This window comes from Maritimimonas sp. 2304DJ26-3, from assembly GCF_056591635.1.
Genome location: NZ_JBWQOK010000002.1, coordinates 300,259 through 323,125 on the forward strand (window position 1 = coordinate 300,259; position 22,867 = coordinate 323,125).

Genomic DNA, 22,867 nt, shown 5'->3' on the forward strand with positions numbered 1-22,867 from the left:
ATACCGATTTGAATTTCTTTAAAAGTGATGACAAAATTACCGATATTATTCTTCTTAACTAAATATTTTCTTTTCTTTGTTAGGATAGAAACTTTTACAGGAAAATGCAGCAAAAAATAGTAATAACAGGTGGTCCGAGTACTGGCAAAACTACAGTGATTAATGAGCTAATAGAAAGAGGATACAATTGCATCGAAGAAATATCTAGACAAGTCACCAAGAAGGCGCAAGAAGATGGTGTTGAACAGCTCTTTTTGGAAGACCCATTATTATTTAGCAAGCTTTTATTAAAAGGAAGAGAAAAACAATTCAAAATAGTCGATAAAAGTAAGCATGAACTTGTTTTTTTTGACAGAGGTATTCCAGATGTGCATGCTTATATGAACTATTTAGGTGTTGAATGTCCTGATGTTTATATAAAAAAAAGCAAGAAGTATAAATATGATCTTATTTTTTTAATGCCCCCTTGGGAAGAAATTTATATAACAGATAAAGAACGCTACGAAAGCTTTGAACAATCTCTAGCGATATATAATCATTTAAGAAATGCTTATGAAGAGTTAGGTTATCATGTAATTGAAATACCAATTGACTCAGTTGACAAACGTATTGATTTTATTTTAAGAACTATTAAAAATGATTAATGATTGCTCCATTAGAGGTACTCAAAAAATATTGGAAATATGATTCTTTTAAAGAACCTCAAGAGGAGATAATCACCAGTGTTTTATTAGGCAAACATGTTTTAGCTATCTTACCAACTGGTGCCGGTAAATCAATTTGTTTTCAAATCCCTACCCTAATAAAAAAGGGTATTTGTATTGTGGTCTCACCTCTAGTAGCCTTAATGGAAGATCAGGTAAAAAGGTTAAAAGAAAGAGATATTAAGGCACTTGCACTTACCTCTTCTTTAAGGCAAAATGAAATTGTAGAACTATTCGATAATTTACGCTATGGTGGTTATAAATTCTTATACTTATCACCCGAAAGACTACAATCTGAATTCATTCAAGAAAAAATTAAACAATTAGATGTCAATATTATTGCTATAGATGAGGCGCATTGTATTTCTGAATGGGGGCATGATTTTAGGCCTGCTTACCGTAAAACAAATACACTTATTAGATTACACCCAAATGCTACGGTTATTGCTCTCACAGCAACCGCTACGTCTAAAGTAGCTAATGATATTCTAGCAAACCTTGAATTAAACGATATTGTTCAGTTTAGTAAAACCTTAAGAAGACCCGAGCTAGTATATAAGGTTGAAAAAATTGAAGATATAAATTATAGAATAAGACAGATTTTATCTGAGCAAAAATCACCAGCTATAGTTTATGTAAGTAACAGAAAAGCCACAAAAAACATTAGCGAATATCTGAATCGAAATGGATTTAGAAGCAGTTATTATCATGGAGGGTTATTTATCAATGAAAAACAAGAAGCCTACCAGAACTGGTTAGATGAAAAGACTCCAATAATGGTAGCTACAAACGCTTTCGGAATGGGTATAGATAAATCGAATGTAGCTACTATTATACATGCCAATTTATCTTTTAGTTTAGAGAATTATCTTCAAGAATCTGGTAGAGCAGGCAGAAATGGTCAAAGATCAAAAGCTCATCTTTTATATAACGAAGCAACTATAAATCAATTTGAGAAGCAATTTAAAAAAGGAATTATTTCTATAGATTTTTTAAAAAATGTTTATCAAAAACTAAATCAGTATTATAGAGTTGCTAATGGAGAAAATCCTGATGATTTTTTTCAGTTTGATCTCAATGAATTTTGTAATATATACAAATTTCCTTATGCCGAAACCTTTGCGACTATTGATGTTTTACAAAAAGAAGGGGTTCTTGAATTAAACCAAAATTTCAACAGACGATCGTCATTCAAACTTATTGTAAATCAAAAGCAATTATTTGATTATAGCCATCAATATGAAGAAATTGATAAGCTTATAAAGACTATTCTACGAACTTACGGAGGTCTCTTCGATCAACATATTAAGATTGATGAATTTATAATTTCAAATAAAACGGCTATGTCAAAAGAATCAGTTGTCAATTTTTTAAAGAAAATTCACGATGATGAAATAGCCGATTATAAAATGATTAGTAGTGATTATATGCTACATTTTTTAGTACCAAGAGAAGATAGTTTTGTAATTAATAGCATTTCAAGAAACATTAAACAGCGTCATAAAATAAAGCAACAAAAATTTGATGCCGTATTAGATTATGTAAATAATTCTAAGGTATGTAGAACAGTAAAATTACTCAATTATTTTAATGATACAAGTATAGATCCTTGTGGTACATGTGATATTTGTTCTCCTAAAAATTCTAATATTAAATCTTATGACTACGGTAAGACATCAGAATTGATTTTACAACTATTAAATGAGTCTGGTTCAGCCACATCTAGAGAAATAATAGAACAACTATATCTTGACAAAGATCAAGTGTTAACTACCCTACAATTCTTATTGGAAAAGAACAAAATTACTCTAACTTCGCACAATAAATTTGAACTTATTATTAATGCGTGATTTACGAATTGTGTTTATGGGTACGCCAGATTTTGCAGTTGGCACTCTAAGTACATTGTTACAAAATAATTATAATGTAGTTGGTGTTATTACAGCACCCGATAAACCTGCTGGGAGAGGTAGAAAATTGAATCAGTCTGCTGTTAAAAAATTTGCCTTAGAAAATAACTTAACTATTCTACAACCAACAAATTTAAAAAATGAAGATTTTATAGCTAATCTTAAAAAACTGAAAGCAAATCTACAAATTGTAGTTGCATTTAGAATGTTACCAAAAATTGTTTGGCAAATGCCTGAGTTTGGCACATTTAATCTTCATGCTTCTTTATTACCGGAGTATCGTGGAGCTGCCCCAATAAATTGGGCAATAATTAATGGTGAAAAGAAAACTGGCGTTACTACTTTTTTCATTGACAAAAAAATTGATACCGGAGAGATTATTTTGCAAAAAGAAGTTCGAATTAAAAAAAATGATACCGCTGGTGATCTCCATGATAAATTAATGAATGTTGGAAGTAAATTAGTTGTAAAAACTGTAAAAAGAATTGCTGAAAATGAAGTTAAAACGGAAAAACAACCGGATAAAGAATTAAAAGCTGCTCCAAAAATATACAAAGAAACATGTAGGATAGATTGGCAACTATCAAGAAAAAAAATCTATAATAAAATTAGAGGATTAAGCCCACATCCGGCTTCTTGGACCATTTTACAAAATGGTGATGAATCATTTGAATTAAAAATTTACCAAGCAGAAAAGGAAAAAGCTGGTAATAAGTATAAAATAGGTACAGTTGTTTATACCAAAAAAGAGTTAAAAATTGCTGTAAAAAAAGGATATATAAAAATTCTAGAATTGCAACTTTCAGGAAAACGAAAAATGCTTGCTTCAGATTTTTTAAACGGATTTACATTTAAAGAGAGTGTAAACGTTCTGTAAGCCCCTATTTATAGGGTTTTAGTAAATTTTAGATTGTTTTATTGATGCTTATTAACAAAAACATCTAATTTATCAACAAAACATCCATTTTTTAAGAGTAAATCTTGCGTAAGACCCTATAAAATCTATATTTGTTGGGCTTTCTCGAAAAGCATAAAATAATATTTAACCAATTTAATTTTTTAATTATGAACAAATCAGAATTAGTAGAAACTATGGCGGCTGACGCAGGAATTTCTAAAGCTGCTGCTAAAAAAGCTTTAGAAAGTATGGTAGGATGTGTAGAAGGTACACTTAAAAAAGGAGGAAGAGTTTCTTTAGTAGGTTTTGGTTCTTGGTCAGTTTCTAAAAGAGCTGCAAGAGATGGTAGAAACCCACAAACTGGAAAAGCTATTAAAATTGCTGCAAAAAATGTAGTAAAGTTTAGACCAGGTGCTGAATTAAAAGGTTCTGTGAACTAAGAATAGTTTAAAGAAATAAAAAAACCTCCAATAAATGGAGGTTTTTTTTTGTTATAAATTTTACTATATTAGTTGAATATTAATTGTTTATGTTAACATTAAAGCCTTCTAAAGGAAAACTTCTAGTGGCCGAACCATCTATACTGAATGACTCTTCATTCAATAGATCAGTTATTTTGCTTTCTGAACATAATGAAGAAGGTGCTGTTGGCTTTATAATTAATAAACCATCTACTTATACTATTAATGATTTGATTCCAGAAATAGATTCTGATCTTAGAATTTATAATGGCGGTCCTGTCTCTAAAGAGAATTTATATTTTGTACATCGCATCCCAGAGTTAATACCAGATAGCGTTGAGATCGGACGTGGAATCTTTTGGGGCGGTGACTTTGATAGTGTTCAAAAATTATTAGAAGATGGTATTTTATCACCAAGAGATATTCGTTTCTTTTTAGGTTATTCTGGATGGAGTAAAGAACAACTACAAGATGAATTAGATACTACCTCTTGGAAAGTAATAGAGAATAAATTCAAAAACATCTTCGGCGTATCACACAAAAATTTCTGGAAAGATGAATTGATGAAGTTCGGCGGTGAATATCAATTATGGGCCAATGCTCCTGAAAATCCAAGCCTAAACTAAGCCAACAAAGCCATTGCATTCAGTTTTACACCTAATCTCTTAGATATCTCAGTCTTATAAGTTTTACGTCGATACTTTGTAACCGATTGAATTCCAACTATTGCATTAGTTATAAAAACTTCATCTGCTTTTTGTAATTCAAAAGGGGAAATTGCAGTTTCTTCTATTGTGAATTCGTTATCCTTTTTTAATAATTCTATTAATTTCTTTCTAATTACACCTTTAATACATCCTTCTTCTAGTGAGGGGGTTACAACTGTAGTGCCTTTAACAATAAAAATATTACCATTAATAGCCTCAACTAATTGTTTTTTTTCATTTAGCAGTAAACAATTATCATAACCATTTTCTGATTTAAAAATACTTGCTACTACATTAATCAGTCTATTATTTGATTTAATAGTAGACAATAACCCTGAATAGACATAATAATCTTTAAATAGTTCTACTTCGTACTCTTCAACTACTTTTTCAGTTAGTTTAGTTGCTTCTATTAAAAAGTCTGTTTCATTATCGGTCGGAGTGTAAAGACCACCTTCTTTTCTATAAACCGAAAAACGAACACGAGCATTATCTAAATTAAGTTTAGTCAAAAGATTAAGAATCTCTTTCTCAAAATACTCTAAAGTAAAACTCATCGGCATATGCATTCGTAACATGCGAGTAGATGCCATTAGTCTAAAATAATGATCTTCTGTAAAAAGCACTTTTCCATTCCTTACTTTAACTGTTTCAAATACGGCGTCACCGTATTTAAAAGCTCTATTTTCTATAGAAATTGAAGCATTAGATTTTGATAGAATTTTACCGTTATAATTTATCATGAAAAAAGTTTATCAAGAACGGACAAAAATACACAATGCTTTAAAATTAAGCACAAAAAAAGCCTTATAATAAGGCTCTAGTATATTATATAAATTAAAAATTAAGCTCCGATAGTATGTTTTAGCTCAGATATTTGGTTTTCCCAAAACATTTTAGATTCTTCAACTTCATCTTCATCCGAGAAAGCGGTTACAATTAATGAAACATCTTTAGTAATAGCATCAACTTGTATTCTGAATTCAAAATAGGTATCCTCTTCTTCTTCTAACCACTTATAGCGTATTCTTTCATTGGTTTTATACGATACTCTTTTCGCTTGTTCCTCAGAATCATCCCAAATAAAAGTGAACACATCACTACGAGAATTCACATTATCAGCGAACCACTCTCCTAGTCCGTCAGGCGTAGATAAATACTGGTATAAAAAACTTGGCGACGAATGTATCGGAAACTCTATATCGAATTTAACTTTATCAGACATTAATGATTACTATTTTACAATGATTGACAATATATATATTATTTATTTTAAAAAAAACTTTTTGCAAAAAATTAAATCTGTTTACTTGTAGCCAATAAATTTGTTTTTATATTTGCAACCGCAAAAAACGGCGAGGTAGCTCAGATGGTTAGAGCGCAGGATTCATAACCCTGAGGTCGGCAGTTCAATTCTGCTCCTCGCTACAAAAAAAACCCAAGCAGATGCTTGGGTTTTTTATTTAAATTTAGTTTTGATGGTTAAAATAATAGGTTTCGATTGATACCCATTATATTATCTTTTGTATACTTTTTAATAAAGTCTTCAGTAAAATGCTGACGACCCAACAATTCTTGCTTTTTAAGCAACTCTTGCACTTCTCTCTCTCTATATGCTTTTAACATAGGCTTGCCTAACTCTGCAAAACTATAGTGCCAAGGTTCATATTTAAAACCTCTTCTGGTATGGTCATTAGTATAAACTTGGTAATAACCAAATTTATGAGCATTCGCATCCATCCACTCTCTAAAAGATTTATAAATACCATACCCATGAAAATTCTTAGTGCTTAACGGATATCTTGATGTTTTAATACTTCCATTAACAACATCTATCTCTGTTCCCCAATGATGGCGTGAGCTACCAGGAATTGCAGTATATCTTATATTACTAAATACAGCTTCTTTAGGTGATAATTTTCTAGATCTATATCGTTTATATTTACGTGTCCAAATTAAGTTTTGATGATTAAAACTTCTATAACTAGAAACAACACGTATATTCATGCCACTCTTTCTAGCTTCATAATTCATTTCTGAAAAAGCTTGGTGCGCTTTCTTTAATAAACGATGGCCTTTACCATACAACACAGGTCTGCCTCTACCAATTAAATCTCTATCGGTAAAACTTAAATTTTCTTCTGTGTTTGTAAATGCCAAATTGGGACTGGCAATTATAGCAATGCCAGTAAATGCAGATGATTTTAAAAAATTTCTTCTTGAGTTCACTTTAATCTTTCAGTTAGCAAATAAAACTTCTTACAATTTTAAATCTAAACGAAACACTATGACTCCTCCCAAATAGTAAGATTCGCTTTAAAATTTTCTAAAATCTAAATTAATTTAATGATGTTGTTTTCGTTATGAAAGAAGAACAAATTTATTAACAAAAATAACTATGATTTTTTATGGTAATAAAATATAAGTTACCAAAAAAAATAAAAATAAAAATCTATAAATCAAATAATTAAAAAATTAAAATTGATCTCTTAACATATCTTTATTAACAACATCTTATTTGTTAAGAGGTAACCAATTTACTGATTTTTATCTTTTTTACTCCCTTTATACATCTCGTATTTTACAAAACGGCATTCAAGTTTACCATTAAATACTTTGATTTTTTTAGAAGTTCTTAGACCAACATTTTTAAGTCCCTTCTCAAAATCTGAAGTAATTAACCATGCATCTGTGTCTGTGTAACCTTGCTTTAAGGTATTACCAATTTCTTTATAAAAAATTGGAACATCAATTTCTAAACGTTCACCATAAGGAGGATTGAATAATACTATGGTTTTACCTTCCACTGTTTTTTCAGTATTGAAAAAATTCTCGTGATCAATTTTGATAAAATCATCTAGATTAGCATTCTTAACATTGTCAAATGCTTTTCGAACTGCGGAAGGTGCTTTGTCGAGCCCTATAATTTCTTTATCTGATGAGCGTATCTTTTTTAATAAGGATTCTCTAATTTTCTCAAATAATTCTTCATCAAAGTCTTTCCAACGTTCAAAGCCAAATTCACGTCGATTTATACTTGCTGGAATATTATTGGCAATCATAGCTGCTTCTATTAAAATAGTACCGCTACCACACATTGGATCAATAAAATGCTGTGTACCATCATAACCACTTAATAATACTAAACCTGCAGCTAAAACCTCATTAATAGGTGCAATATTAGTAGCGCTTTTATAACCTCGCTTATGCAAAGAATCACCTGAGCTATCTAAAGAGACTGTGCAAAAATCTCTTTGAATATGTATATTTAACTGAACGTTAGGATGTTTGATATCTATACTAGGTCGCGTACCAAATTTATCTCTAAAATAATCAACAACAGCATCTTTAGACTTTAAGGCAGTATAATGAGAATGTGTGAAGTTATCAGAATTTACAACCGCATCAACAGCAAAAGTTTCATTTTCAGTAAAATATTTTTCCCATTTTATAAACTGCAATTGCTTATACAGATCGTTTTCATTTCTAACTTTAAACTTTCGTATTGGTTTTAAGATTCTTACAGATGTGCGTAAAGCCAAATTAGCTTTGTACATAAACCCATTGTCACCAACAAACGATACGCTGCGAACACCTTCTTTAACATCCATAGCACCTAATTGTCGTAGTTCTTTTGCAAGCAAACTTTCAAAACCGAACATGGTTTTCGCGACCATTTTAAAGTTCTCGTACATTCTAAAAATATTTCTGCAAAAGTACAGTAATTAACTGTGAATAAAGTTCAGTATTACATATAGAGGTTACTATAGATTGATTTCTTACTTTTGTGCTACGCATTATCTATAATGAATAATAAAAATTGGTTTCAATATTGGTTCAACTCTAAGTACTACCATATTCTATATAAAGATAGAAATGATGACGAAGCACAATTATTTATGTGCAATCTCACCGCTTTTTTAAAGCTAAAAAAAAATAGCAAAATTCTAGATTTACCTTGCGGAAAAGGTCGTCATTCTGTGTTTTTAAATTCTCTAGGGTATAATGTAATTGGTGCTGATTTATCAGAAAATAGTATAAATCATGCCAAGCAATATGAGAATAGTATGTTAAAATTTGTTGTACACGATATGCGAAATTCTTTAAAGCGTAAGTACAATGCTATTCTTAATCTATTCACAAGCTTTGGCTACTTTGATGATGATGAAGTAAACATAGAAGTACTTAAAAATCTAAAAAATGGGTTAAAGAAAGATGGTGTTTTGGTTATTGATTTTTTAAATACAGAATTTGTAAAAGAGTTTCTAGTTAAGGAAGAAGTTCAAATAAAAGATGGTGTTGAATTTAAAATAAAACGGTCCATAAATACTGACTTTATAATAAAGGATATTCACTTTAAAGCTGATAATGAAACACATCATTTTACCGAATATGTACGAAACATAAACCTCAAAACTTTTAAAAATTATATACAAAAAGCAGGATTAAAATTAAAACATATCTTTGGCGACTATAATTTGAATGAATTTAATTCTGAAAATTCACCCCGACTAATTTTAGTTTTAGAATGAATTACATTGCTTTAATCTTAGCTGTTATTGTTGGCTTTTTAGTTGTTTTAGCCTTAAAACCTAAAACAAAAACCATACAACTATTTCTTTCATTTAGTGGCGCTTACTTATTATCTATTACAGTTTTACATTTAATACCTGAAGTCTTTGAAAGTCATCAACATAATATTGGTATTTATATACTTCTCGGAATTCTACTACAAACCATTTTAGAATATTTTTCTAAAGGTGCCGAACATGGTCATGTGCATGTACATGGAGATTTAAAAACTATACCTTGGTTATTACTGATTAGTTTAAGTATTCATGCATTTGTAGAGGGTATTCCATTACATGGCAGCGAAAACAATACGTTGCTTTGGGGTATTGTTATTCATAAGATACCAGTAACATTGGTATTAGCTGCGTTTCTACTACATACAAACCTCTCTAAATTAACAATCTATGGTATTTTAGTTGGGTTTGCATTAATGAGTCCACTAGGTGCATTAATACCTGATTATTTTACTTTTTTTCAAGAATATCATACTGAAATAACTGCTGTCATTATTGGTGTGTTCTTACATATTGCCACCGCTATACTTTTTGAAAGTTCACAAAATCATCAGTTTAATATAAAAAAATTTATTGCAGTTTTGGTGGGCTTTGGAGTTGCCTATTTAAGCACGCAATATTTGGGACATTAATTAGCTACTTGGCTAATAAATTTTATTCGCATCAACCGTAGTTCTTCTTCGTCATAGTCACCATCAAACTCATCTAAGGCTTCTTGAATTTTATCGTTTTCAGCTTCCATAAAATATTCATAAATTTCTTCTTGCTGATCTTCATCCAGTAGTTCATCAATGCTATAATCTATATTAAGCTTAGTTCCCATATACACAATACGTTCCATTTCTTTAGTAAGTTCACCCATAGACAAACCTTTAGATTTGGCAATATCATATAAAGGGATTTTCTTATCGGTATTTTGAATGACAAAAAGTTTTAATCCTGAATTCAATCCTGCAGATTTCACCACTAAATCATCAGGTTTCATAATATCATTCTCCTCTACATATCTTGCTATGAGGTCAACAAATGATTGTCCAAACTTTTTTGCCTTTCCATCTCCTACTCCATGAACGTTAGATAATTCTGCAATGGTGGTAGGATATTTTAACGTCATATCTTCTAAAGAAGGGTCCTGAAAGACAGCAAAAGGTGGTACACCTTTCTTTTTACCTATGCTTTTGCGAAGGTCCTTTAGCATACTCATTAACTGTTCATCTACAACAGCTCCAGAGCTTTTCTTATTAGTTACTATGGTTGCGTCATTTGCATCATCATAAGCATGATCTTCGGTCATCATAAATGATTCGGGCTTTGCTATAAAATTCAATCCCTTTTCTGTAACCTTTAATACTCCGTATTGTTCTATTTCTTTACTGATATAGCCAGCCACCAAAATTTGACGAATTAATGCCATCCAATGACTTGCATCTTTATCTTTACCTATACCAAAGAAAGGCTTATCGGTCGTTTTACGCGATTTTAACAATGCGTTTTCTTTGCCCGTAATTACATTGACAATCTCTTTAGACTTATATTCTTGATTGGTATCTCTAATAATCTCTAACAATGTTTTTACATCATCTTTGGCTTCTTTTTTTGCTTTCGGATTACGTACATTATCATCCATATCTGCACCTTCGCCATTGACTTCATCAAATTCTTCACCGAAATAATGCAATAGGAATTTACGACGCGACATCGATGTTTCGGCGTATGAAACAACTTCCTGAAGTAACGCATGGCCAATTTCCTGTTCAGCTACCGGTTTTCCAGAAAGAAACTTTTCTAACTTTTCAATATCCTTATATGCATAAAATGCGAGACAATAACCTTCACCTCCATCTCGACCAGCTCTACCAGTCTCTTGATAATAACTTTCTAAACTTTTAGGAATATCATGATGAATTACAAAACGTACATCAGGCTTATCTATACCCATACCAAAAGCAATAGTGGCTACCACCACATCTGCATCTTCCATTAAAAACATATCTTGGTGTTTAGCGCGTGTTTTAGCATCTAACCCTGCATGATACGGTATTGCTTTAATACCATTCACTTGAAGGATCTGAGCAATTTCTTCTACCATTTTACGGCTCAAACAATAGATAATACCTGATTTACCAGTGTATTGTCGTACAAACTTTATAATATCTTTTTGTACATCTTTTGTCTTAGGGCGTATTTCATAAAATAAATTGGCTCTATTAAAAGACGCTTTAAAAGTAGTAGCATCAGACATCCCTAAGTTTTTTAAGATATCTTCTTGAACTTTTGGAGTAGCTGTAGCCGTTAAACCTATTATTGGTACGTCGTCTATCTTTTTAATAATATTTCTAAGGTTGCGGTATTCTGGTCTAAAATCATGACCCCATTCTGAAATGCAATGAGCTTCGTCTATAGCAACAAATGATATATTTTGATCTTTTAAAAAATCTACATACTCTTCCTTTGTTAAGGATTCTGGAGCCACATATAATAATTTTGTAATACCATTACGAATATCATCCATCACTTGATTTACCTGAGTTTTATTCAAGGATGAATTCAATACATGAGCTATACCATGATCAGTAGATATTCCGCGTAAAGCGTCTACTTGATTTTTCATTAAAGCTATTAAAGGGGAAACTACAATTGCCGTACCATCTTGAACCAAAGCTGGTAACTGATAACACAATGATTTACCGCCACCAGTAGGCATTATTACAAACGTATTTTCTTTATTTAAAATACTACTAATTACCGGTTCTTGCAATCCTTTAAACTGAGAAAAACCGAAATATTTCTTTAGAGCTTGATGTAGGTCTAATTTTGTCACAATCGGTAAAAATTTATCTATTATTTTAGATACATTTGCAAATAGTTACTAATATATATTTTTGAAAAAACTAAAACTATTTTGAGCCTCAAAAAAAATATTCTAGATATTGCTAGGCAAACTATTTCTATTGAAAGTAAAGCGATAGCGAATTTAATAAATTTTTTGGACAAAGACTTTGAAAACGCCGTTAAATTTATCTTAAACGCTAACGGGCGTGTAGTTGTAACAGGTATAGGAAAAAGTGCCAATATTGCAAATAAAATTGTGGCTACTTTAAATTCTACTGGAACTCCTGCAATTTTTATGCATGCAGCAGATGCTATTCACGGTGACTTAGGTATTGTACAGAGAGATGATGTGGTTATTTGTATTTCTAAAAGTGGTAATACCCCAGAAATAAAAGTTTTAGTTCCGTTAATAAAAAATTCAGAGAATAAAATTATCGCTATTACTGGAAACAAAGATTCATTTTTAGGTCAACAAGCAGATTTTTTACTGAATTCTTATGTAGAACATGAAGCCTGCCCAAATAACCTTGCTCCCACTACTAGCACTACAGCACAATTAGTTATTGGTGATGCTTTAGCCATTAGCTTGTTAGAAATGAAAGATTTTACTAGCAATGACTTTGCAAAATACCATCCAGGAGGTTCTTTAGGTAAAAGATTATATCTCCGGGTTAGTGACTTGGTAGATAAAAATGCAAAACCTGAAGTCTCTAAAGATGATTCCATCACTAATGTGATTATAGAAATTTCTGAAAAACGCTTAGGTACTACGGCTGTTACCCAAAATCAAAAGGTGCTTGGCGTTATTACTGATGGAGATATACGAAGAATGCTAAAAAACAATCAAAATATTAATGACTTGAAAGCACAAGATATTATGACATCAAATCCTAAAACTATAGAAACTACTGCTATGGCTATAGATGCTTTAGAACTAATGGAAGCTCATAATATTACGCAAACTTTAGTAGTAGATAAAGGGAATTATGTTGGTGTAGTACACTTACACGATCTTTTAAAAGAAGGAATAATTTAAAATGGCAGCCACCGAACAAGGAGAAATGTCTTTTTTAAACCATCTTGAAGTTCTTAGATGGACATTGATAAGATCTACATTGGCAGTGCTTATTGCGGCTACCATTGCTTTTATAATGAAAGATTTTATATTTAATCAGATTATTCTTGCACCAAAAGATTCCTCATTTTTTACCTATCGCTTTTTATGTTCATTTTCTCAGCAGTTTGGCACAGATGGCCTATGCATAGAAGATATTCCGTTTATTGTGCAAAGTAGAACAATGGCAGGTCAGTTTTCTGCACATATATGGACGTCAATTACAGCTGGGTTTATAATAGCATTTCCCTATATTCTGTGGGAAATTTGGAAATTTATCAAACCAGGTTTATATCCCAAAGAACAAAAGAATGCTAAAAGTTTTATTATTATCTCATCGTTTTTATTCTTTTTAGGAATCTTATTTGGGTACTTTGTTATTACACCTTTATCTATTAATTTCTTAGGAGCTTATCGCGTAGCTGAAGAAGTTAAAAACAATATTGATCTAAGTTCGTATATAGGATTATTGAGAGCTTCGGTTTTATCATCTGGGTTAATGTTCGAACTACCAATTATCATTTTCTTTCTTACAAAACTTGGACTTGTGACACCTGAATTCTTAAGAAAGCAGCGTAAATATGCATTGGTCTTGGTATTAATTTTAGCAGCATTAATTACACCTCCAGATGTTATTAGTCAGGTAATTGTAGCGATTCCAATGATTATATTATATGAAGTGAGTATTACTATTTCAAAAATTATTATTCGCAAAGAGAAAAAGGCAGCTGGTGCTTAAATTCTTTATAACTTTGTTAGACTCGACTTTTAAATGGAAGCTCAAAAAAAAATAGACGCATATATAGCTAAACAAACTAAATATAAAGAGGCTCTTATTAAATTAAGAACACTTTTATTGTCTACAGAATTAGAAGAAACTGTAAAGTGGAGTATGCCGACTTACACCATAAATGGTAAGAATGTTATCGGTATTAGTGCTTTTAAAAATCATTTTGGAATATGGTTTTTTAATGGGGCTTTACTAGAAGATACTCATAAAGTATTAAAAAATGCTCAAGAAGGGAAAACTCAGGCTATGCGTCAAATGAGGTTTAAATCTGAAGAAGATATAAAAGAAGAAATTGTTTTAAGTTATATAAACGAGGCAATTGAAAATCAGAAAAAAGGATTGGTTGTTAAAATCGACAGAAAGCCTAAAAAACTTATTATTCCTGATGAATTATTACAAACTTTTAAGAATAATAGCTCTCTCGAACAAGCCTATAATGTTTTAACACCTGGTAAGCAAAGAGAATATGCTGATTATATAAGTGAGGCTAAACGAATTAATACCAAAGAAAAAAGAATAGAGAAAATTACACCAATGATTTTAAGTGGAGTTGGTTTAAATGATAAATACAAAAACTGTTAAGTATTGATTTTAAGAGCAGAAAATATTCAAAAGATATATGGTAGCCGTAAGGTTGTAAAAGGTATCTCTTTGCAGGTAGAACAAGGTGAAATCATTGGATTATTGGGACCGAACGGAGCAGGAAAAACCACATCTTTTTATATGATTGTAGGCATGGTACAACCTAACGAAGGTCATATTTTTCTTGATAACGAAGACATAACCAATGATTCAATGTACAAACGTGCACAAAAAGGTGTTGGATATTTAGCACAAGAAGCTTCTGTTTTTAGAAAGTTATCTGTTGAAGATAATATAATGGCAGTTCTTCAATTTACAGACTTGTCTAAAAAACGGCAAAAAGAAAAGTTAGAATCATTAATTGATGAATTTAGTTTAGGGCATGTGCGTAAAAACAGAGGAGATTTACTCTCTGGTGGTGAACGTAGACGTACAGAAATAGCTAGGGCACTAGCCTCTGACCCTAAATTCATCCTTTTAGACGAACCTTTTGCCGGAGTTGACCCAATTGCTGTGGAGGATATTCAAAGTATTGTAGCGCATCTTAAAGACAGAAATATAGGTATTTTGATAACTGACCATAATGTACAAGAAACTCTTGCAATTACTGACAAAACTTATTTGATGTTTGAAGGCGGTATTTTAAAAGAAGGCACACCACAAGAATTAGCAGATGATGAAATGGTACGCAAAGTTTATCTCGGCGAAAGTTTTGAATTAAAAAAGAATCGATTTTATAATTAGAAACCTGTTACTAAATTAATTTTCAGTCGTCTTATTTACAAAATCAATATCAAATCGACATGAAATATTATTCTTCTCTTATTGTTGTACTCTTTATTTTTTTAGCCTGTGGTTCAAAATCAAATGATCCTAAGTTCTTAAATCAGTTTAGTGGTAATTATTTGTATACCGAAGATGAACTAGCTAGAGTTCATTCTAAAGATGGTGAATTACTAATCGATTGGCGAGGAGCCAAAGACATAAAACCATTAAAAACTGGTGATGATACATTTTATGTAAAAGAAATGAATTCTAAAATTCAATTCTTAGTAAATCCAAGCGACAATAAAGAATATTTAGTTTTTGTACCTAAAGAAAAAGATAGTGCTATCACTTATAAGCATGTTAAGGTAGCTGATAATTTTAAGACGCCGAGTCAATATTTATCTGAAAATAATTTTGAAAAAGCATTAGAGGGTTATTTAAACATTAAGAGTAAAGATTCTTTGAATCCAATAATTGGTGAACGATTAATGAATAGAACTGGCTACAGGCATTTGAGAAGCAATGATTTTGAAAAAGCAATTAATGTGTTTAAAATTAACATTCAATTATATCCAAAAAGTTCAAATGTTTATGATAGTTACGCCGATGCACTTCTTAGAAAAGGTGATACAATTGCATCACTAAAAAACTATCAAATAGCAATTATACTAGATTCTGGAAACAGAAATGCAAAAAGGCAGATAGAAAAATTGAAAAAGAAAGATAAATAGCTATATACTAATTAAGAAATAAAAAAAAAACCACTATCTAATCATAGTGGTTTTTTTATTTATAGTTAATAAGGATCAATCACATTTACCTAAGTAATCTTCTTCATGCTGATTTAAGTGTCCCCAGATAGCATTGACACTTACACATATGGTAATACCCTTATGGCAAATGTATACTTTCTTATTGTTTTTATGACAGTATTCATACTCATCATCATCTGAATCATCACCATCGTCATTATCATCACCATCGTCATTATCATCTCCATCATCATTGTCACCATTATCGTTATCCCCATCGTCATCATCGTTGCCACCATCATCGTTATCTCCATCGTCATTGTCACCATCATCTCCGTCATCATCATCTCCGTCATCATTGTCACCATCATCGTTATCCCCATCGTCATTGTCACCATCATCATTACAAATATCGAGAGCAGTTTGAATTGTGCCTTCTAATTCTTCTATACTATTAATAATAGTCTCTTCTCCTGTAGCATCAATTAATGTCACAGGAAAAATTATATAATAGGAATTACCCGTCGTTAAAGTGGTATTAAAAAAGTTTAGCAATTCTTCATCGCTATTAACGGTAATTTGTTGAGGTGTTGGGTTATCTCCATAATATGCATCAAAAGTGACTGGATATTTAAAGCCAGTACATTCTGGTAAAGAACTTTGAGAACTCTTTGAGCTTACAGCTCTATTATTCATATTAATACTTGCTAACTGAATAATTAGCTCTGTTACCTTTGCGTTTTTTGTAATTAGATTTTCTGGCTGTAAATTAACCTCATCTTTGCTATTATCACAGTAAGCAAACAATAGTAACGATGAGCATAAAAAAGCTCTAAATAAAATCGTTTTAAAAAATGTAATTTTTTGTTTCATATTACTGTTGTTTTAATGAATTATTATTGTAATTATTCAATTGTTATTAAAAAATACCATTAGCATGTTTAACATATCTTATATATATAACAATTAAGCATATAAAATTCCTAAACTAATTATATCATTCCTTATTTCTTAAATCAATATTAAACTACTGATTATTAGCTTATTTACAAAGTTAATAAAATATATGATGAGCTAGTTTAAGCTATTAAATACTTTCCTCTGTAGTTTCCTTTCCGTAATTATTATCTGCCATAAAAAAAACAATGGCAACTAAATCAATTAGGGTTTCTAGATTAAAATGTTTCATGGTTAATTTATTTATTTTCCCTCGCCAGTTTCTACTCCTAAAACTTTTCCTTTTTTATCTACTAGTAATATATAATCCCAATTTTTTCTTTTTATTTTGAATCTATATACTTTCTTTCCTTTACTGTTTTTTGATAAAGTAGCTTGTTCTTCTATTTTATAACCCGAATAGTTCTTAAGCGTACTCTTTACAGCTTTTGGTACTTCTGCTATAGCTACTTTTCTTTCAACTTGTTTATCTTTCTGTTGAGCACTTGTAGTATTTATTCCGAATAGAATAAAGCCAGCTACTATAATTAGTCTTAAATATTTCATCTTTTCAAGTTTTTAATAGTTTTTAATTTCCGCTCCAACTAGCATTACCAGTACCTCTTTCGAAATCATAACCAAGAGTGATTAAATGTGTACCTGCATTGTTTAGTTCAGCGGCATCATTGATGTTCCATTGAAATGCATACCCAACATAGAATTGATCCTTTTTCAAACCTAAGAGTCCTGCCAAAGAAGCCGGTTCAAAACTTTGATCATTAATAAATCTTCCGTTAATACCTGCCCACATATAACCATCATCTGTTATTTTACGAGTTTTAAAGTTTAAATCTGTAATTGATCTTCCATCCCCTTCAAAAAGTTTAAAATAGATTGAAGGCTCATATTCATATTCTTGACTATTGCTTGTAAATGTATAGCCCGTATACACATAATAGTTTCTAAGTTTTGGCGGTTCGGTTACGTCAAATATCTTAAGCTTCTTGTTCAATATATTCGAAGCATTAAAACTGAAGAAAAATTGATTTAATCTATACAAAAAACCTACTTCAAAATTATGATTTGATGTAGAGGGTGAAGCACCAATACCTGGGTCAGCAACTGGGTCACTTCCTCCTGTTGAAAAGTTTTCAGTATCTATTTTAAAATGATTGAATTTATACGATATACCTAATGATAAATACTGCTCATTAGCATCATTCAACGTTAAATGATGCGCATAAGATAGCTGCCCTCCTATTTGCTTGGTATTACCATTTTTATCATTATAAAATAAAACCCCAACTCCCGAACGTTCATTATTCAATCTAGTATCAAAAGATAACGTTTGCGTGTTTGGTGCATTTTTTAAACCTAGCCACTGTGCTACTCCACTTAAACGCAATCTACTATGATCTTCGCTAAAACCTGCATAAGTAGGTGAAATCACATATGGATTTTCAACCAAATACTGAGAATAAGGCGATAATTTAAGCTCTTGTGCTTTGGCATAAAAACAGCAAGAGAAAACTATAACTATTAAGACTATTTTTTTCATCGGTTTGTAGGGTTTAGTAGATTAGCGATACAGTGTAAAGTTTCCTTTAAATTCTCTATCGTCAGTTGGTTCATTCAGTTTGACTATATACCAGTAATCTCCAGAAGGCAATTCTTTACCTTTGTAAAGGCCATTCCAGCCATTTTCTTGGTTATTCCCGCTAAATGTTCCTATTAAACGCTGATATCTATCAAAAATCTTAATGGCTATATTAGGGTACAATTCTATATTTCTTGGATACCACTTATCATTATGATTATCATCATTTGGTGTAAAGAAATTTGGAATTTCTATATCTTTAAGCTCAACTATTTCTTCCACTATACACCCTCTCGCATCGCGAACATAGAAAGTATAGAATCCAGCACTTGGTGGTATAAACACATTGCTCGGCCCAAAATCTTCATCTGTTACTTCAGGAGATTGATTCTCTGAAGGATTTTTAAGCATTGCATATTCATAATCTGGTGTTCCATTCACCGCATTGACTATATAATCTCTTAAAGCTGGTGAGCTTTCATTAATTTCAACCGTAAAAGTTACTGGTGTATAATTATCAATAATAATGTTAATAGGTTCTGCAGTACATCCAGTAGAGTTTTGACGCACGGTAACTGTATGTTGACCTTGAGATACATTTTCGAAAATACCAGTACTATTAGAAGAACCTCCATCCAACTCATAGGTTACATCATTAGCGAATTCAGTCGCCACAGTAGCCGTAATGGTATTTACTGCTCCCTCACAAGAAAAGCCTCCTACAGCTTCGAATTGTAAGTCAATTTGTTCAAGAAGAGTAATCGACTCTATAATATCACAAGTGTTTACACCTTTATCTTTGCGGATAATAATTTGATAATCGCCTTTAGGTAATCCAGAGAAAGTCGAACTTGATTGAAAGTTTGTACCTCCATCTATACTATAAGATATTGTATTACCTGCATTATTTTGAGCAACATTAACAGTAATACTACCATCTGAACCTTGATAACAAAGTACATCTTGCTTTACAATTTCATATTCAATTTCTTCATCAAAATCTATATTAGCAATTGTAGTTGTTGTACAATTATTCGCATCTCTAACGGTAATTGTATGATTACCTTCCTGAGTAGTTTCAAATATGTTTGAAGCTTGAAAGGCACTACCGTCCATACTATATTCATATTCATTTGCAACTCCGGCAAATATTGTACCTCCATTACCTGTAACCTCTATTCTTCCGCTGAGGGAATTACCATTACAAGGCATAATATTGTCTAAGACAACGTTACTAGCAGTTAATAAGGTAGGTTCTTGAACTTGAAAATTAAAAGTATCAAAACAACCATCTGTATTAGTAACACGAACTGTATAAGTGCCAATATCTAACCCATTAAAAGTATGTGATTTAGCTGATATTAGCCCTGTGCTTTGTAATATACTTCCTCCTTGTGATAGAACATAGTCAAATGTTGCGGCATCATCAGTAACATTAATAGTTACACCACCATCAGCACTATCTTTACATAAATTATCAAAAGGTGTAAATTCTACATCTAAGCCTAATACAGTAACTGTACGTGTAGTCACTGTACACCCTACTTTAGTTTGAGTACATGTATACACACCTGGTCCTGTAACCGTAATTGTTTTTGAATTGGCAGCTAATAAATTGTTATCTTCATCTCTCCATTCATATATGTTATAGCCATCATCACCAGTAATAGTTAGGTTATTATTACAAAACTCTAATACAGTATCAAACTGACATGAACTTGTATCTACGAAAAGTAGCATCGCTCCTTCATTACCTAGTCCACAACCGTTTATACCATTAAGACCAGGCTGTGCTGTAATATTAGTACCTGAAGTTTCGCCATCATATGAAGATTCTAAGCTGTTTTCTAAAACATTTGTACAAGCGTCGGAATAATCAAAACATTGATCTGAAGCTGTAACTTGATATCGTATATCGTATGCTGCGTTAGCAGGGTCAGATTCTCTCAATACAAGGTTATCTGGTATTGAAAACTCTAACACCACCAAACCATTTGCATTTGTACTTCTAGTATAGGTAACACCCGAAGGTAAATCTATTGTACTTTCATCTAATGTTACATTAAATGGTAGTATATTTCTTATAGTAGTATTTTGCGCATTGTCAGTCCCTATGTTTTGAAAATTAAGGTTATACCATACGGTAGCTCCTAATGGTACAGGTGAGTTTAATGTAATCTGATTTCCCGAAATATCCTCAACACTTGTAAGCACTTGTAGTGTTGGTTCAATAATATTTACAGAAAATGTATTTAAAAATGTATAAATCCAATCACCTCCGACATCATTTCTCACTCTTACCGTTGCTCCAGTCTCTCCATTGCCAATTAAACTGTTTCCAGCATTTAAGGCAGTTAAATCAAGTAATTTTTGATCCCAACCTAAGGTATTTTCACTATTTAAGTTTCTATCTGCTACTATTATACCATTATCAGTAATTCGACTATTAAAGAAATTATCAACTGGGTTTGCAGCGTCAAATAAGTCCGTAAACGTAGCGTTGTTATCCGCTCTAAATTGCATTCTATCACCTTGCCATCCATAATCACCTTCTAATGCTGCAACACCTACTTTTCCTTCTACAGGCCCAGAAGGAGGAGTAACAAAACCGGAATAACTAAAAGAAACCACTTCATTAGGTGCCTGATTAACCGCAGAAAAACCGTCGAAGGTAGATATATACTTTCTTGGTTCGTTTGGATCTTCATAAACAATTACTAGTGACCATCCAGCTGATGAGCTTGCACCTTCGCTTGAATTAACATTAGCTACAAAATATTCACCTGATGGGTTGCCTGTGGTATTAACAAGATTTGTTACATCTTTATAATAAATACGATCTAAATCTTCCCTCGCAGTTGCATTAGAAATATCAGCTATTACATTCTGATAAGAACCACCTGGCGTTCTAAATCGTACTTCATTTGGTGCAGAAGTAAATCCAGTAATGGTAGTTGGTGCAACAACCGCTCCCCAATACAATCCAGCATATACAACTCTATTACATGCATTTGTTGTAAAACTTGCACTACTTGAGTTAAATGTGCTTGCATCATTGTCTATATCCACAAACACCATATCAATAAAATTGTTTTGAGTTGTTCCGTTGTAGGGGCTTTCGGTTGGATGCCCTAAAATAGAATTTCCAATAATGGTTAATTCACCATTAATACCAGTACTCTCATACCTTTTCTCAAAAGGTACCGTAGTCTGCGAAAAAATTAAAGTGGGGATTATTAAAAATAAAGCAAATAGCAAAAAAGCCTTTGCATGATTAATGGCTTGATTCATAACAAATGTTTAGCGATTACTTACACTAAACGTATAAAACCATAGAATTATTTCCTATAAATAGCCATTAGATAAAAAAAATCTAATTAAAACATTGATTTAGAGATAGTTAATTGTGATAATTATTTTTAACTATTGAAAGTAAAATATATAATAGTATAATTAGTGGAATACCAGCAAATTGTAAAAAAATCAGTAGTAATAATGATGCTAGTAAGAATACCAATTCAATGACGTTCTTTTGTAGTGAAAACCCTTTTAGTTTTAAGGAAAATAAATGTAATTCAACATTCATAAGAATTGCCAAAAATAATGTTGTCAAGATGAGGAAATATTTGTTTCCAATTAATTCAATTACAAATTGATTTCCGCTAAAACTTAGAATTAAAGGTAAAGAAATAATAAATAACGTCATAGCAGGAGTTGGTAACCCTATAAATGAAGTTGTTTGTCTATTATCAATATTAAATTTTGCCAATCTGTATGCTGCTGCCAATGTTAATAGCAAGCCAATAAAAGGAAGTACATGAATTTTAGTATTAAACAGTGATAAATTCCCAGTTTCTTCAAAAAGTGTCCAGTTTCCAATTTCACAAGACAAACCATCTAGCCAATCCTTATGAATGGATTTAATAAACAATTGAAACATTACAATACCAGGTACCACACCAGAAGTTACCATATCAGCTAACGAGTCTAATTGAACTCCTAAATCACTCTGAACATTCAACTTCCTAGCAATTAATCCATCAAAAAAATCAAAAAAGATACCTAATAGAACAAAAAACGCTGCTTCAACTAATCGATCTGTTGTAGCTAACATTACTGCAATTATACCGCTCAACAAATTTAGAAGTGTAATAATATTTGGAACGTGTTTTTTAATGATTTTTAGGTTTTAGCATGGGTAAATTTAAAGAAATAAATCATATTTCTATC

The 22,867-nt window shown here is 31.5% G+C and carries 22 protein-coding genes and 1 tRNA gene; 13 read left to right on the plus strand and 10 right to left on the minus strand.

The window, feature by feature from the left end:
• Window positions 1-104: 104 nt before the first annotated feature.
• The 5 genes from AC1EUV_RS06270 to AC1EUV_RS06290 all read left to right on the plus strand — a co-directional run bounded on the left by AC1EUV_RS06270 (window position 105) and on the right by AC1EUV_RS06290 (window position 4,599).
• Window positions 105-644 (plus strand): AAA family ATPase, encoded by a 540-nt coding sequence (locus AC1EUV_RS06270; RefSeq protein ID WP_480197825.1) that lies wholly within the window; start codon window positions 105-107, stop codon window positions 642-644.
• Window positions 644-2,554: a RecQ family ATP-dependent DNA helicase gene (locus tag AC1EUV_RS06275; RefSeq protein WP_480197826.1), complete on the plus strand. Its 1,911-nt coding sequence runs from the start codon at window positions 644-646 to the stop codon at window positions 2,552-2,554. The genes AC1EUV_RS06270 and AC1EUV_RS06275 overlap by 1 nt, the downstream gene beginning before the upstream one ends.
• Window positions 2,547-3,491: a methionyl-tRNA formyltransferase gene (gene fmt / locus AC1EUV_RS06280; RefSeq protein ID WP_480197827.1), complete on the plus strand. Its 945-nt coding sequence runs from the start codon at window positions 2,547-2,549 to the stop codon at window positions 3,489-3,491. Before AC1EUV_RS06275 ends, fmt begins: the two co-directional genes overlap by 8 nt.
• 188 nt (window positions 3,492-3,679) lie before the next feature.
• A complete protein-coding gene (locus tag AC1EUV_RS06285; RefSeq protein WP_480197828.1) occupies window positions 3,680-3,952 on the plus strand; it encodes an HU family DNA-binding protein in 273 nt (90 codons plus the stop codon).
• An 89-nt stretch (window positions 3,953-4,041) separates the two neighbouring features.
• Window positions 4,042-4,599 (plus strand): YqgE/AlgH family protein, encoded by a 558-nt coding sequence (locus tag AC1EUV_RS06290; RefSeq protein ID WP_480197829.1) that lies wholly within the window; start codon window positions 4,042-4,044, stop codon window positions 4,597-4,599.
• On the opposite strand, the gene AC1EUV_RS06295 is transcribed toward AC1EUV_RS06290, so the two are convergent.
• Window positions 4,596-5,423, minus strand: coding sequence for an aminotransferase class IV (locus AC1EUV_RS06295; protein WP_480197830.1), 828 nt, complete (start codon window positions 5,421-5,423; stop codon window positions 4,596-4,598). The two genes, AC1EUV_RS06290 and AC1EUV_RS06295, sit on opposite strands and share 4 nt — an antisense overlap.
• Window positions 5,424-5,524: 101 nt before the next feature.
• Complete coding sequence (locus AC1EUV_RS06300; protein ID WP_480197831.1) at window positions 5,525-5,905, minus strand: START-like domain-containing protein; 381 nt, start codon at window positions 5,903-5,905, stop codon at window positions 5,525-5,527.
• Window positions 5,906-6,034: 129 nt separating this feature from the next.
• Between AC1EUV_RS06300 and AC1EUV_RS06305 the strand changes: the two genes are divergently transcribed.
• Window positions 6,035-6,108 (plus strand) — tRNA-Met (locus tag AC1EUV_RS06305).
• A 54-nt stretch (window positions 6,109-6,162) separates the two neighbouring features.
• Here the strand turns inward: AC1EUV_RS06305 and AC1EUV_RS06310 are convergent.
• Window positions 6,163-6,909: a M15 family metallopeptidase gene (locus AC1EUV_RS06310; protein ID WP_480197832.1), complete on the minus strand. Its 747-nt coding sequence runs from the start codon at window positions 6,907-6,909 to the stop codon at window positions 6,163-6,165.
• 308 nt (window positions 6,910-7,217) lie between these two features.
• The gene (locus tag AC1EUV_RS06315; protein ID WP_480197833.1) at window positions 7,218-8,375 is read right to left on the minus strand and encodes a THUMP domain-containing class I SAM-dependent RNA methyltransferase; all 1,158 of its coding nucleotides are present in this window, start codon (window positions 8,373-8,375) and stop codon (window positions 7,218-7,220) included.
• Window positions 8,376-8,486: 111 nt separating this feature from the next.
• On the opposite strand from AC1EUV_RS06315, the gene AC1EUV_RS06320 reads away from it, so the two are divergent.
• Together AC1EUV_RS06320 and AC1EUV_RS06325 are read left to right on the plus strand one after the other, a co-directional pair.
• Window positions 8,487-9,212 carry a class I SAM-dependent methyltransferase gene (locus AC1EUV_RS06320; RefSeq protein WP_480197834.1) on the plus strand — a complete coding sequence of 242 codons (726 nt, stop codon included), beginning with the start codon at window positions 8,487-8,489 and terminating at the stop codon, window positions 9,210-9,212.
• The gene (locus tag AC1EUV_RS06325) at window positions 9,209-9,898 is read left to right on the plus strand and encodes a ZIP family metal transporter (protein ID WP_480197835.1); all 690 of its coding nucleotides are present in this window, start codon (window positions 9,209-9,211) and stop codon (window positions 9,896-9,898) included. Before AC1EUV_RS06320 ends, AC1EUV_RS06325 begins: the two co-directional genes overlap by 4 nt.
• Here the strand turns inward: AC1EUV_RS06325 and recQ are convergent.
• Complete coding sequence (recQ, locus tag AC1EUV_RS06330; protein ID WP_480197836.1) at window positions 9,895-12,087, minus strand: DNA helicase RecQ; 2,193 nt, start codon at window positions 12,085-12,087, stop codon at window positions 9,895-9,897. The two genes, AC1EUV_RS06325 and recQ, sit on opposite strands and share 4 nt — an antisense overlap.
• 81 nt (window positions 12,088-12,168) lie before the next feature.
• Between recQ and AC1EUV_RS06335 the strand changes: the two genes are divergently transcribed.
• Genes AC1EUV_RS06335 through AC1EUV_RS06355 form a run of 5 tightly spaced genes read left to right on the plus strand, consistent with a single transcriptional unit; the run spans window position 12,169 to window position 16,083 of the window.
• Window positions 12,169-13,134, plus strand: coding sequence for a KpsF/GutQ family sugar-phosphate isomerase (locus AC1EUV_RS06335; RefSeq protein WP_480197837.1), 966 nt, complete (start codon window positions 12,169-12,171; stop codon window positions 13,132-13,134).
• 1 nt (window position 13,135) lies between these two features.
• A complete protein-coding gene (tatC, locus tag AC1EUV_RS06340; protein WP_480197838.1) occupies window positions 13,136-13,951 on the plus strand; it encodes a twin-arginine translocase subunit TatC in 816 nt (271 codons plus the stop codon).
• Between the two features lie 33 nt (window positions 13,952-13,984).
• Entirely contained in the window at window positions 13,985-14,584 is a 600-nt protein-coding gene (locus tag AC1EUV_RS06345) for a YdeI/OmpD-associated family protein (protein WP_480197839.1), read from the plus strand.
• A 3-nt stretch (window positions 14,585-14,587) separates the two neighbouring features.
• The gene (lptB, locus tag AC1EUV_RS06350; protein ID WP_480197840.1) at window positions 14,588-15,328 is read left to right on the plus strand and encodes an LPS export ABC transporter ATP-binding protein; all 741 of its coding nucleotides are present in this window, start codon (window positions 14,588-14,590) and stop codon (window positions 15,326-15,328) included.
• A gap of 59 nt (window positions 15,329-15,387) precedes the next feature.
• Window positions 15,388-16,083 carry a tetratricopeptide repeat protein gene (locus AC1EUV_RS06355; RefSeq protein WP_480197841.1) on the plus strand — a complete coding sequence of 232 codons (696 nt, stop codon included), beginning with the start codon at window positions 15,388-15,390 and terminating at the stop codon, window positions 16,081-16,083.
• A gap of 75 nt (window positions 16,084-16,158) precedes the next feature.
• Here AC1EUV_RS06355 and AC1EUV_RS06360 read toward each other — a convergent pair whose 3' ends face one another.
• The 5 genes from AC1EUV_RS06360 to AC1EUV_RS06380 all read right to left on the minus strand — a co-directional run bounded on the left by AC1EUV_RS06360 (window position 16,159) and on the right by AC1EUV_RS06380 (window position 22,817).
• Window positions 16,159-16,977: a hypothetical protein gene (locus AC1EUV_RS06360; RefSeq protein WP_480197842.1), complete on the minus strand. Its 819-nt coding sequence runs from the start codon at window positions 16,975-16,977 to the stop codon at window positions 16,159-16,161.
• A gap of 327 nt (window positions 16,978-17,304) precedes the next feature.
• Window positions 17,305-17,607 carry a hypothetical protein gene (locus AC1EUV_RS06365; protein ID WP_480197843.1) on the minus strand — a complete coding sequence of 101 codons (303 nt, stop codon included), beginning with the start codon at window positions 17,605-17,607 and terminating at the stop codon, window positions 17,305-17,307.
• 22 nt (window positions 17,608-17,629) lie between these two features.
• Window positions 17,630-18,598 (minus strand): PorP/SprF family type IX secretion system membrane protein, encoded by a 969-nt coding sequence (locus AC1EUV_RS06370; RefSeq protein WP_480197844.1) that lies wholly within the window; start codon window positions 18,596-18,598, stop codon window positions 17,630-17,632.
• Between the two features lie 21 nt (window positions 18,599-18,619).
• A complete protein-coding gene (locus tag AC1EUV_RS06375; protein WP_480197845.1) occupies window positions 18,620-21,928 on the minus strand; it encodes a T9SS type B sorting domain-containing protein in 3,309 nt (1,102 codons plus the stop codon).
• Between the two features lie 109 nt (window positions 21,929-22,037).
• The gene (locus AC1EUV_RS06380; RefSeq protein ID WP_480198286.1) at window positions 22,038-22,817 is read right to left on the minus strand and encodes a CDP-alcohol phosphatidyltransferase family protein; all 780 of its coding nucleotides are present in this window, start codon (window positions 22,815-22,817) and stop codon (window positions 22,038-22,040) included.
• Between the last annotated feature and the right edge of the window lie 50 nt (window positions 22,818-22,867).

Excerpts from the sequence above, each read along its gene's own strand:
- AC1EUV_RS06290 (WP_480197829.1), top strand. The coding sequence starts at position 4,042 with ATGTTAACATTAAAGCCTTCTAAAGGAAAACTTCTAGTGGCCGAACCA.
- AC1EUV_RS06360 (WP_480197842.1), bottom strand. The coding sequence starts at position 16,977 with ATGAAACAAAAAATTACATTTTTTAAAACGATTTTATTTAGAGCTTTT.
- fmt (WP_480197827.1), top strand. The coding sequence starts at position 2,547 with ATGCGTGATTTACGAATTGTGTTTATGGGTACGCCAGATTTTGCAGTT.
- AC1EUV_RS06375 (WP_480197845.1), bottom strand. The coding sequence starts at position 21,928 with ATGAATCAAGCCATTAATCATGCAAAGGCTTTTTTGCTATTTGCTTTA.
- AC1EUV_RS06370 (WP_480197844.1), bottom strand. The coding sequence starts at position 18,598 with ATGAAAAAAATAGTCTTAATAGTTATAGTTTTCTCTTGCTGTTTTTAT.
- AC1EUV_RS06300 (WP_480197831.1), bottom strand. The coding sequence starts at position 5,905 with ATGTCTGATAAAGTTAAATTCGATATAGAGTTTCCGATACATTCGTCG.
- tatC (WP_480197838.1), top strand. The coding sequence starts at position 13,136 with ATGGCAGCCACCGAACAAGGAGAAATGTCTTTTTTAAACCATCTTGAA.
- AC1EUV_RS06325 (WP_480197835.1), top strand. The coding sequence starts at position 9,209 with ATGAATTACATTGCTTTAATCTTAGCTGTTATTGTTGGCTTTTTAGTT.
- AC1EUV_RS06315 (WP_480197833.1), bottom strand. The coding sequence starts at position 8,375 with ATGTACGAGAACTTTAAAATGGTCGCGAAAACCATGTTCGGTTTTGAA.
- AC1EUV_RS06275 (WP_480197826.1), top strand. The coding sequence starts at position 644 with ATGATTGCTCCATTAGAGGTACTCAAAAAATATTGGAAATATGATTCT.
- AC1EUV_RS06355 (WP_480197841.1), top strand. The coding sequence starts at position 15,388 with ATGAAATATTATTCTTCTCTTATTGTTGTACTCTTTATTTTTTTAGCC.
- AC1EUV_RS06285 (WP_480197828.1), top strand. The coding sequence starts at position 3,680 with ATGAACAAATCAGAATTAGTAGAAACTATGGCGGCTGACGCAGGAATT.
- AC1EUV_RS06270 (WP_480197825.1), top strand. The coding sequence starts at position 105 with ATGCAGCAAAAAATAGTAATAACAGGTGGTCCGAGTACTGGCAAAACT.
- AC1EUV_RS06365 (WP_480197843.1), bottom strand. The coding sequence starts at position 17,607 with ATGAAATATTTAAGACTAATTATAGTAGCTGGCTTTATTCTATTCGGA.
- AC1EUV_RS06295 (WP_480197830.1), bottom strand. The coding sequence starts at position 5,423 with ATGATAAATTATAACGGTAAAATTCTATCAAAATCTAATGCTTCAATT.
- AC1EUV_RS06320 (WP_480197834.1), top strand. The coding sequence starts at position 8,487 with ATGAATAATAAAAATTGGTTTCAATATTGGTTCAACTCTAAGTACTAC.
- AC1EUV_RS06345 (WP_480197839.1), top strand. The coding sequence starts at position 13,985 with ATGGAAGCTCAAAAAAAAATAGACGCATATATAGCTAAACAAACTAAA.